The organism is Vreelandella venusta (assembly GCF_015689495.1).
Lineage (GTDB): Bacteria > Pseudomonadota > Gammaproteobacteria > Pseudomonadales > Halomonadaceae > Vreelandella > Vreelandella venusta.
In genome coordinates this window covers 1,711,109-1,722,385 of sequence record NZ_CP065135.1, presented here as the reverse complement: position 1 = coordinate 1,722,385, position 11,277 = coordinate 1,711,109, and the positions used below count along the sequence as shown (strand labels likewise).

Sequence of the window (11,277 nt, the reverse complement as noted above, 5' to 3'; positions counted from 1 at the left end):
AGGCTCAAGCACGCTTGAACCACCCCGAAAAATCCATCGTATTATAAAGATAAGCGCGGCCAATGACCACATCCGTGACAGTCGCCTAAAGTGCTATAGACGCTCTAGCAGGCCTTGTTTTGAACACAAAAAAAGCCACCCGGAGGTGGCTTTTAGTACGACTTAGCGGTTAAAAGCGCTTTAACTGCTGCTTAAAGGCCATTAATGCTCAAACGACTCAATGCGGCAACTTCAAAAACTTCACATTAGACATGTGCTGAAGAATGCGAATAACTTGGCAGCTATAACCAAATTCATTGTCATACCACACATAAACGACGGCGTGATTACCGTTTGCGATGGTGGCTTTAGCATCGACAATACCCGCATGACGATTGCCGACAAAGTCAGACGATACAACTTCCGCTGAATCAACGAAGTCAATCTGCTTCTGGTAGGAGGAATCAATCGATACGCGGCGCAGATAATCATTCAACGCCTCAGCATCAGTGCCCTTTTCCAAGGTTAAGTTCAAAATAGCCATAGAAACATTGGGCGTAGGAACGCGAATGGCGTTACCTGTGAGCTTACCTTCAAGTTCAGGCAGCGCTTTTGCGACCGCTTTTGCCGCACCTGTTTCGGTCAATACCATATTCAGCGCCGCACTACGTCCACGACGGTCGCCTTTGTGGTAATTATCGATCAGGTTTTGGTCATTAGTGTAGGCGTGCACGGTTTCTACGTGCCCTGTCACCACACCAAACTCATCATTTAGCGCTTTTAGCACTGGCACGATGGCGTTGGTAGTACAGGAAGCGGCCGACACGATACGGTCATTATCGCCAATTGTTTCATGATTAATGCCGAATACGATATTTTTGATATCGCCTTTGCCGGGAGCCGTTAATAAAGCTTTCTTCGCCCCCTTGCACTCAAGGTGCTGACCCAAGCCTGCTTCATCGCGCCAGATACCGGTATTATCAACAATCACCGCGTTGTCGATACCGTAAGCAGTGTAATCAATTTCACTCGGTGAGTCGGCGTAAATAACCTGAATCACATTACCATTGACAATAAGTGTACGCGCTTCAACGTCGACGGTAATGGTGCCATCGAACGGCCCATGCACCGAATCGCGACGCAGCAAGCTGGCACGCTTTTCAAGGTCTTTTGCCACATCACCGCGGCCACGCACAACAATGGCCCGCAATCGCAACAGATTACCGCCGCCCGCTTTTTCGACCATTACGCGTGCCAACAAACGGCCAATACGGCCAAACCCGTAAAGTACCACGTCTTGAGGCTCGCCCTTACTACCATTCGGCTGAAAGCCATCAATAATCTCAGCAAGCTCTTTACGCAGGAAAGCATCAAGATCACCACCACCCTGGCGCTTAAAGTTAACCGCCAGCTTGCCAACGTCAACATGCGCAGGCCCGAGGTTCAGCTCACTCATCGCTTTTACGATAGGGAACGTATCTTCAACAGATAGCTCAGTGCCTTCAATTTTGCGTACAAAGCGGTGATCTTTGAGGATGCGAATAACTGACCGCTTAATCAGGGAGCGACCGAACATAGTGGCAACAACATTGTTCTGGCGATACAGCTGACCCACCAGCGGAATCATTTGCTCAGCCAGAGCTTCGTTGCTTTGCCATTCCTGAAAAACGTTTTCGAGAGCTTGCTGACTCACGTGCGGCCTCATTGGGTAGTGAAAAGAAATTTCTTAGAACATTATCCTGGGCTTACCAACATGCCGCAATGAATGGATAGTCGCACAACATGTAGGGGTATTACAGAAAAAGCGGATTGACTACAAACCACAATAGTGCATCAAAACCACAAAACTCACTTAACGAGTAGTTGCTTTGCACAGCCCTCTGCCTGAAAGTACTGATCGTGTATGATCCAGATTCCGTTTCAGCACAAAACGATACCGTGACTATGTCCTCTTTCTCTCTGCTCGAACCACCCCAGCCCAAAGGGATTCGCGATACGCTTTACCTGACAGCGCCGCCGGGCAGTGCAACTGCCCTGGCTCTGGCTCAGGTTGCGCTAAGCGCACCATTATTGGTGATTACGCCGAACACTGCCAGTGCGCAGCGCCTGGAACAGGATCTGGCGTTCTATAGCAATGTTCCCGTGCTACCTTTTCCAGATTGGGAAACGCTGCCTTATGACAGCTTCTCCCCACATCAGGATATCATCTCGTCACGCCTACGCACGCTGCGCTTACTGCAGGATGGCGTTCGCGGCATTGTGCTGGTGCCAATCAATACGCTGATGCAGCGCCTATCTCCCGTATCATACATTGCTGGGCGCGTTATGACGCTAAAAGCGGGCGCTACGCTAAATCGGGAAACATTTCGCGAATCGCTATCGCGGGCGGGTTATCGTGCCGTTGAAACGGTCTACGAGCCTGGCGAATACGCCATGCGCGGCGCAATCATCGACCTTTTCGCCATGGGCATGGATGAGCCAATTCGTATTGACTTGTTCGATGACGAAATCGATACGCTACGCCATTTTGACCCTGGCAATCAACGCTCTACCAATAAAGTTGATGTGATTGAGCTACTCCCAGCCCACGAGTACTCACTCAGCCGCAGCGCCATTGCTTGTTTTCGAGAACAGTTTGAGACGCTTTTTGATGTTGATCCACGCCAGTGCCCTCTTTATAACGATGCACTGAAAGCAATTCCCTCCCCGGGTCTAGAGCAATACTTGCCACTGTTCTTCGAAGAAACCGCTTCTTTATTTGAGCATGTTACCGATGACACCCGTGTGGCACTACTGCCCGGGGTATTCGAAGCCGCTGAACAGCACTGGCAGTCTATTGAGTCACGCTATGAAAACTTAAGGGTTGATCCAACACGCCCTCTATTACCCCCCGCTCGCGCGTTTATCCCCGTTAATGAAGGTTTTTCAGCGATCAAAGCTCGCCCCCGAATCGAGCTAACCGAAGACAACACGCAACGCCATGCCCTGCAGCCAAAAGCCCAAGCACTCCCCTCGCTGGCTATTAACGCTCGAGCCAAAAACCCCCTTAACGAACTGGCTACTTTTCTGGATGAGCAGCACGCCACACGGGTACTGTTTGTTGCCGAGTCACGGGGACGCAGAGAAGCGTTGGAAGAAGTACTGACGCCGCTTAAATTAAACCTGCCCCATATCGACAGCTTCCAGGGCTTTTTAAGCAGTACTGATAACATTGCCATCACTGAGAGCTTGGTAGGTAGCGGCTTGTGGCTTACCGAGCCGAACGTCGCCGTTATCAGCGAGACTGAATTATTTGGCGATGTAGTACGCCAGAGCAGACGGCGAGAAAAAGCCACCGACGACAACGAATTGGCCGTGCGTCATCTATCGGAATTACGAGAAGGCGCACCGGTTGTTCACCAAGCACACGGCGTCGGCCGCTACCTGGGGCTGGAAACCCTTGAAGCTGGCGGTCAAGCTAACGAATTCCTGGCGCTTTCATATGCCGACGGTGCCAAGCTTTATGTTCCAGTCGATAGCTTGCATCTTATCTCTCGCTATAGCGGCGCCGATGACGAACTCGCCCCGCTGCACCGACTAGGCTCAGATCAGTGGGAAAAAGCACGCCGTAAAGCGGCTGAGAAAATCCGCGACACTGCCGCCGAGCTGCTCGACATTTATGCTCGGAGAGAGGCCCAGGAAGGGTTCGTTTATGATACGCCGGGCGATGAATATGTTCGCTTCTCTGCCAGCTTCCCGTTTGAAGAAACCCCTGACCAGCAGGCAGCCATTGAAGCAGTGATAAACGACATGGTCTCTCCGCAGCCCATGGATCGCGTCGTGTGTGGCGATGTAGGCTTTGGTAAGACCGAAGTCGCCATGCGTGCCGCCTTCCTGGCCGTTCAGACCGGTCGCCAGGTAGTGGTGCTTGTGCCCACCACACTGTTAGCTCGCCAGCACTTTGAAAACTTCCGCGACCGCTTTGCCGACACTGCTGTGAATATTAGCCTTATTTCACGCTTTACTAGCGGCAAAGAAATGACGCAAACCTTGGAAAGCATCAAAAATGGCCAAACCGATATCGTAATCGGCACCCACAAACTGCTATCTAAAAGCGTTGAGCTGCCCAAAATGGGGCTTTTAATTATCGATGAAGAGCACCGCTTTGGGGTCGCGCAGAAAGAGAAACTCAAAACGCTGCGCGCCGAAATCGACATTCTGACGCTTACCGCAACACCGATTCCGCGCACCTTGAATATGGCCATGAGCGGCATCCGAGACCTCTCAATTATTGCCACCCCGCCTGCGCGGCGTTTATCGGTCAAAACCTTTGTGCAACAGCGAGATGACAGCGTCATTAAAGAGGCGCTGCTGCGTGAAATATTACGCGGCGGACAAGTCTACTTCTTGCATAACGAAGTTAAAACGATTGAAAACACTGCCGAACAAATCCGCGAACTGGTGCCAGAAGCGCGGGTTGCTGTTGCTCACGGCCAATTACCCGAGCGCAGCCTTGAGCGGGTAATGTCAGACTTCTATCATCGCCGCTTCAATGTGCTAGTGTGCTCTACCATCATCGAAACTGGCATTGATGTGCCCAGCGCCAACACGATTCTGATTGAGCGCGCCGACAAGTTTGGCCTAGCCCAGCTACACCAGCTGCGTGGCCGGGTTGGGCGAAGCCACCATCAAGCATATGCTTACCTACTAACACCTCCCCCCAAGGCAATGACACGGGATGCCGTGAAACGCCTGGAAGCGATTAGTGCTTCTGACGATCTCGGCGCTGGTTTCACTCTAGCAAGCCACGACATGGAAATACGTGGCGCAGGCGAGCTGTTAGGCGACGAGCAGAGTGGCCAAATGGAAACTATCGGCTACTCGCTTTACATGGAAATGCTAGATCGCGCCGTAAAGGCGATCCGTGCAGGCAAAACACCTAATATTGATGCCCCCTTCAACACTGGCGTCGAGATTAGCCTCAACCTGCCAGCGTTGATTCCAGATGACTATCTTCACGACGTACAGCAGCGCCTGGTGATGTATAAGCGTATCGCTAATACCCAGAGCGACGCTGAGCTTAAGGAACTACAAGTCGAGCTTATTGATCGCTTTGGACTCCTTCCTCAGCCCTTGAAGAACCTGATACGCCAGACCAGACTCCGCCAGCGCGCTGAACAACTAGGCGTAGCGCGTATTGAAGCCGGTGAAAACCGTGGACGAGTTCTTTTCAACAGCACAACTCAGGTCGACCCATTAACGCTTGTTACCCTCATTCAAAAATCGCCACAGCACTACCGATTGGATGGCTCAGACACTTTACGATTTGAATTCCCAATGGAAACTAGCGAACAGCGTTTTGACAAAGTCGAAGCTTTGCTGACAACACTCAATCAAAAAGTAGCGGCGGCGTGAACCTTGGGGCAAACTTGTATGAAAGCCCTACGCACGGCCCTTTAACTGCCGCCCACGACAATGCTAGTTTGCAGTGATGTGGCGCATACATTTATTAGGAACCACCATGAATATTCGTAAGCTATATAACGCCTGGGGCCCGACAAGCTTAGCTGTCTTACTGACAGCAAGTCTCTCCACCCCCATTTATGCACAGCAGTCAACTGACGCGGCTGAAAGCGCTGCCTCTCCTTCAGAAGAGACGCTGACCAGCGCTGACCAACCCGCAGAGCAAAGAGAACTCCCCCGCGGCCATTTTCGCCTTCCTGAAGAAGGCGACATTATTGGAGAACACTACACCGTCGTCGTAGAAGACCCTGAAGACACCCTCATCGATATCGCACGACGCCATAACATTGGCTACGAAGAGATTCGTATGGCCAATCCAGGCGTCAGCATGTGGGTACCTGGGGAAGGCACAGAAATCGTTATACCGGCGCGCTATATTTTACCCCCCGCCCCCCGCGAAGGCGTGGTGGTAAACCTGTCTGAACTGCGGCTTTATTATTATCCAGCTGACAACCCCGGCATTGTTGAAACCTATCCTGTCAGTGTTGGCCGTGAGGAGTTTGCCACACCGGTCGGCATTACCCGCACGACAGTGAAGGTAAAAGATCCTGCCTGGGCGCCGCCAGCCTCTATGCGTCGCGAAGCCGCTGCACGTGGCGAGCCAGCACCTTCTATTGTGCCTGCCGGCCCCAACAATCCACTGGGGCGTCACGCTATATTGCTGGCGATGCCTAGCTACCTGATTCATGGCACCAACCGCCCTGAAGGCGTGGGCATGCGAGTTAGCCGCGGCTGCATTCGCATGTACCCTGAAGATATTGAGTCGCTCTATGAGCGCATGCCTAGCGGCACGCAGGTTAACTTGATGGATGCACCGTTTAAAGCAGGCTGGGCAGCAGACGGCACACTATTCGTTCAGTCTTACCCTCAGCTTGAAGAAAACGTTGGCGATTTTGAGCCCCTGCTCAACGCCATCGAACGAGTAAGCGAACTTGCTGAAGACCAAGCAGAAATTGACTATGCCCAGGTAAAACTTGCGGTGGAAAACCCGGATGGTCGTCTTATAGCGCTTTATGGCCCCCAGGCACCAGCGCCAACGCCTACTGAAGAGCCTGTCGAGCTTGATGGATTATTCGAAGAAATTGAACTCACCACAGCGACACAAGCCGAGGAAGAGGCATAACCTTAGTAAAAATAAAAAACCCCGCCGAGGCGGGGTTTTTTTACATCTACAGCAACTCTAAGTTTTAACACTTAGAGTCCAGGCAGAATTACTTCTGCATGGAACGCTGGAACATGCGGTTCATTTCTTCACGGTTCTGCTGAGACATCTGCAGAGCAGCTTGCGCGTCGCGCTGAGCTTGGTTAGCAGTGTTCATTGCTTGTGAAGCCATGCTGCGTGCTTCTGCGGCATCAGCCTGTGCAGATTCAGCAGTCATGCGAACTTCTTCCAGGGCGCTGGTAGAAGCACAGCCAGCCAGGATTGCCAGAGAAGCGGCAGCGGCAGTCATCTTCAGAGCAGTCTTCAGAGTCATAATGTTCTCCTTGAGTCTTCCTTGGGTACAACGTTAAGGGTATGACAAATTTAAGGCTAAAGCGTTAGCTCAATTTTGTCTACCTGCGGTGCAGGTTCTTTACAGCGACTTGTACCATGGCATTACACCAATGCACGCAAGTCAAACGCTGTTTTATAATAGACCACAGCGCTTGTCTATAGCCACGTATTTAAAACCTTTAACTTCCTTCAGCGACATAGCCTATCGGATCACTACGCGAGTGCCAACACCTACCAGCGATGCAACACGCTCAATTTGCTCGTTGGTGACAGCAACACAACCCTGAGTCCAGTGGAAACGGCCATGAATATCTGGATCACCCTCACCAATGCCATGTATGCCAATGGCGCCGCCCAGCGCCGTATTCTGAGGCGGTGAGCCGTGACGCTGATAGTGATCAAAATAAGCATCGTAATCTGCTTGGGAATAAATGCCTTTTTCGAGCGCCATTCGCGCATGAGGTGGCGTAGGATAGTCGATACCAATAAAGATATGCCACTGACTTTCGTAATTAAATCGATTAATTCGAAACTCACCAAGCGGTGTCACGTTATCACCACGGACACGCTGGGTTTTCGCCCCGCCTCGCCCAAGGGATATGGGCGCGTAGTGCTCAACCAATGCATTACCACGGTAGACACTCAACGTGGCGTCTGTGTCATCAATTAACACCCATAGTTCATTACTGTGACGCGGAATACTCGCACGCGAAAGAAGCGTCTCAACCAGATCTGTGGGTTCATAATTATTTAAGGTACCGGAAGCTGCTGCACTGGCCACAGCAGGCCAGCCCAGCGCCAACGCTAAAAAACGGCGACGATCTACAGGCATCATTATCGCTCTCTATACAGGCCAGCATCACCAGCCAACAAAGCATTTGTGGAAGTTGTTATACCTTATTCTCACACCAAATGTCAGCGCTTTCAAAAAAGCCCAATCACCCAGCAATAATTCTACGTAAACATGATGCCAAACAGCTCGCCAAGCATTACCACTCTTGGCTAGTTTCACGTAGCGCTGCAATATCTCGCTTTGCAGCATGAAGGTTAACTAACAGCTGGTCAGCAACACTCTCTTGACTGCCGACAGCAATCATTGAGGGGTTCTGTACGGTGTGCTTACTGACCCCTTCGTCACTGTGCAGCTTCTCAACGAGTCCTATCAACCAGTGCAACCAGCTATCCGGCTGGTGCAACAAATCTCTTAAGCGTTGCAGTTCAGCAACGGCGGGGCCTTGCTCATTAAGGAGCACTTGCCAGCCATGCTCGTTAAGACGTGCATGCTCGGTCACTTCTTTGAGCAGCGAATTTAATGCCAGCTCAAAGAGCGCCAAGGCGCTCTCTTCAATCGCCATTTGACGAGCCTGAGCATGTTCGTCATCACCTGTTGGAAGACCAACCAAAAGCTCAGCCTGATAAAGCAGTTGGTTGGTACGAGAACGTGGGCTCACTTGCGTTTATCCTCCACGTGCCACTTACCCGCCTCAAACGTCGCTTTCCAGCCGGTTGCTTTGCCTTCTTCATCGGTCATCACGTACTGCTCTTTATTTTTCCGTGAATAGCGAATTTGCGCAGGACGGCCATCCGGGTCTTCGCTGGGCGCCTTCAAGATAAAGTGATACTTTTCCGGCAGTTCGTCGGCATGGGCTTTTAACTCTTTTACCAGCGGTGGACGAGTTTCACGGTTTTTAGGGAACTTGCTAGCCGCTAAGAACAAGCCGCTGGCACCATCGCGCAGTACGTAGTGATCTTCTACCTTCTGGCAGGCCAGCTCCGGCATGGGAATGGGGTCCATTTTGGGCGGTGCCACTTCACCACTACGAAGCAACTTGCGGGTGTTTTTACATTCACTGTTGGTGCAGCCGAAATATTTGCCGAATCGGCCTGACTTAAGCTGCATCTCAGAACCACACTTATCACATTCGATAATGGGGCCGTCGTAGCCTTTAATTTTAAACTTACCGGCTTCCACCTCATAACCATCACAATCAGGGCTATTGCCGCAAATATGCAGTTTACGCCCCTCATCGATGAGGTAGTTATCCATGGCAGTTCCACACTTCTGGCAACGACGCTTGGCACGGAGTGCGTTGGTTTCTGCTTCTTCGCCCGCATCTTCTGCAACAGCTTCTTCACCAGGAATTAAATCAATGGTGGTTTTACAGCGCTCTTTGGGCGGCAAGTTATAACCACTGCAACCCAAGAACACACCGGTGGAGGCCGTCCGAATCTGCATTTTACGGCCGCAGCTTGGGCAATCAATATCCGTAGGAACTGGCTGATTAGGGCGCATTCCTTCGTCGCTCTCGGCTTTGCTAAGCTCCTGGCTGAATTCACCATAGAAAGCATCGAGCAAGGCTTGCCAGTTACGCTCACCTTCCGCAACTTCATCCAGGCTATCTTCCATTCGAGCCGTGAACGAATAATCCATCAAATCGGGGAAAGACTCTTTCAGTCGTTCGGTGACAATATCACCCAGCTTTTCAGCGTAGAAGCGGCGATTTTCAAGCTTTACATAGCCACGATCCTGAATCGTGGAAATGATGGCAGCATAGGTAGAAGGACGGCCAATGCCCTGCTTTTCGAGCTCTTTTACTAAGCTGGCTTCCGTGTAACGCGGAGCCGGCTTGGTAAAGTGCTGTTGAGGGTCAAGCTTTTCAAGCGCCATCGCCGTACCCTTCGGTAAATCAGGCAGGCTTTGGTCTTCATTTTTACCCGATGGCTTCATCACCCGCGTGTAACCATCAAACTTGAGCACTCGTCCTTTGGCGCGCAAGTCGTAGCCATCAACCTCAACGCTCAGCGTACTGGAAAGGTACTCAGCAGGCGTCATCTGACAGGCCACAAATTGACGCCAAATCAGCTCGTAGAGGCGCTCTGCGTCGCGCTCCATACCAGAGAGATCGCTTGCCTTGCGCTCAACGCTAGAGGGCCTGATCGCCTCGTGGGCTTCCTGGGCGCTCTCTTTACTGCTGTAGCGATTAGCAGACTCTGGCAAATAGCGTGCACCGTACTCATCACCAATAAACGAGCGAACACTCTCTACCGCATCCTTTGAAAGATTGGTGGAGTCGGTACGCATGTAGGTAATGTAGCCAGCCTCGTAGAGGCGCTGGGCCATGGTCATGGTTTTCTTAACAGAGAACCCTAACCGACCACTGGCAGCCTGCTGCAACGTTGAGGTAATAAACGGCGCGGTAGGTTTGGAGCTTGTCGGTTTGTCTTCACGGGAGGTAATCGCAAGCTTGGCTTTGCGCAGTTGCTCAATGCGTGCCAGCGTGTCCTTTTCAGAGGTAGGACGGAAAGGTTTGCCATCCTGACGCACCAACGCAAACCTGACTAGCTCACCCTCTGGAGAAGCGAGATCTGCGTGGACATCCCAAAACTCTTCAGGAATAAACGCACGAATTTCTCGTTCCCGCTCAACGATCAGGCGAACCGCGACCGACTGAACACGGCCTGCTGATAAGCCCCGGGCAATCTTGGCCCACAGCAACGGTGAAAGCATAAAACCAACAACACGGTCCAAGAAGCGGCGCGCTTGCTGCGCTTCCACCCGGGGAATATTTAGCGCCCCTGGCGACTTAAACGCATCCTGAATGGCATTTTTGGTTATTTCATTAAATACAACGCGCTTATAGCGGCTGTCATCACCACCAATCGTTTCGCGCAAATGCCAGGCAATTGCTTCCCCTTCGCGGTCCAAATCCGTTGCGAGATAAACAGCATCCGCTTTTTCAGCCAGCTTCTTTAATTCAGAGACGACTTTTTCTTTACCAGGGAGCACTTCATAGCGCGCTTCCCAGCCGTTATCAGGGTCGATGCCCATCCGCCGAATTAACTGATCATGGGCCTTACGTTTTTTATACTCTGCTTTCTCTTCCGCCGACATCTTGCGTGTTGCCGCAGCCTGGCGAGCGCGCTCCTTCGGGTCGGAGGCTGCCTTACCTGAGCCGCTGGTCGGCAGGTCACGGATGTGACCCACGCTCGACTTGACGATGAAATCGTTGCCGAGATACTTATTGATCGTCTTCGCTTTCGCAGGCGACTCGACGATGACCAGTGACTTGCCCATAGTGCTCCACTTTCCTAATGCTCAGGCGCTATCGCCTATGCTCTGAATACGTTGTCGCCTATCGTTATCACTTGACGACCATGAGAAAAATGCGCCTACCCTACCCCAGGCCCGCAACAAGCGCCAGTAACAAGCGACGCATAAGTAACAAACTATTGCGGAACCGCGAGGTGTCTATCCGTATTATTTTTCATAATGAAGTAGCTAGACACTAGACTGCCAATAC

General features: G+C 51.6%; 7 protein-coding genes. 2 read left to right on the top strand and 5 right to left on the bottom strand.

The window, feature by feature from the left end:
• Positions 1 to 217: 217 nt before the first annotated feature.
• Entirely contained in the window at positions 218 to 1,672 is a 1,455-nt protein-coding gene (locus tag IR195_RS08100) for a glyceraldehyde-3-phosphate dehydrogenase (protein ID WP_206049251.1), read from the bottom strand.
• 251 nt (positions 1,673 to 1,923) lie between these two features.
• Here IR195_RS08100 and mfd point away from each other — a divergent pair, with 251 nt between their 5' ends.
• Positions 1,924 to 5,373 (top strand): transcription-repair coupling factor, encoded by a 3,450-nt coding sequence (gene mfd, locus IR195_RS08095; RefSeq protein WP_206049249.1) that lies wholly within the window; start codon positions 1,924 to 1,926, stop codon positions 5,371 to 5,373.
• Between the two features lie 106 nt (positions 5,374 to 5,479).
• A complete protein-coding gene (locus IR195_RS08090) occupies positions 5,480 to 6,604 on the top strand; it encodes a L,D-transpeptidase family protein (protein ID WP_146943798.1) in 1,125 nt (374 codons plus the stop codon).
• Positions 6,605 to 6,692: 88 nt separating this feature from the next.
• Here the strand turns inward: IR195_RS08090 and IR195_RS08085 are convergent, their stop codons facing one another.
• The 4 genes from IR195_RS08085 to topA form a co-directional block, all read right to left on the bottom strand.
• Entirely contained in the window at positions 6,693 to 6,956 is a 264-nt protein-coding gene (locus IR195_RS08085) for an Lpp/OprI family alanine-zipper lipoprotein (RefSeq protein WP_009723517.1), read from the bottom strand.
• Positions 6,957 to 7,178: 222 nt separating this feature from the next.
• Complete coding sequence (locus tag IR195_RS08080; RefSeq protein ID WP_206049247.1) at positions 7,179 to 7,811, bottom strand: L,D-transpeptidase family protein; 633 nt, start codon at positions 7,809 to 7,811, stop codon at positions 7,179 to 7,181.
• A 154-nt stretch (positions 7,812 to 7,965) separates the two neighbouring features.
• The gene (locus tag IR195_RS08075) at positions 7,966 to 8,427 is read right to left on the bottom strand and encodes a DUF6586 family protein (RefSeq protein WP_206049245.1); all 462 of its coding nucleotides are present in this window, start codon (positions 8,425 to 8,427) and stop codon (positions 7,966 to 7,968) included.
• Positions 8,424 to 11,051: a type I DNA topoisomerase gene (gene topA / locus IR195_RS08070; RefSeq protein WP_125747327.1), complete on the bottom strand. Its 2,628-nt coding sequence runs from the start codon at positions 11,049 to 11,051 to the stop codon at positions 8,424 to 8,426. Before topA ends, IR195_RS08075 begins: the two co-directional genes overlap by 4 nt.
• Between the last annotated feature and the right edge of the window lie 226 nt (positions 11,052 to 11,277).

Bases quoted from the DNA above. Each gene is read 5' to 3' on its own strand.
- mfd (WP_206049249.1), top strand. From the start codon at position 1,924: ATGTCCTCTTTCTCTCTGCTCGAACCACCCCAGCCCAAAGGGATTCGC.
- IR195_RS08090 (WP_146943798.1), top strand. From the start codon at position 5,480: ATGAATATTCGTAAGCTATATAACGCCTGGGGCCCGACAAGCTTAGCT.
- IR195_RS08085 (WP_009723517.1), bottom strand. From the start codon at position 6,956: ATGACTCTGAAGACTGCTCTGAAGATGACTGCCGCTGCCGCTTCTCTG.
- IR195_RS08080 (WP_206049247.1), bottom strand. From the start codon at position 7,811: ATGATGCCTGTAGATCGTCGCCGTTTTTTAGCGTTGGCGCTGGGCTGG.
- topA (WP_125747327.1), bottom strand. From the start codon at position 11,051: ATGGGCAAGTCACTGGTCATCGTCGAGTCGCCTGCGAAAGCGAAGACG.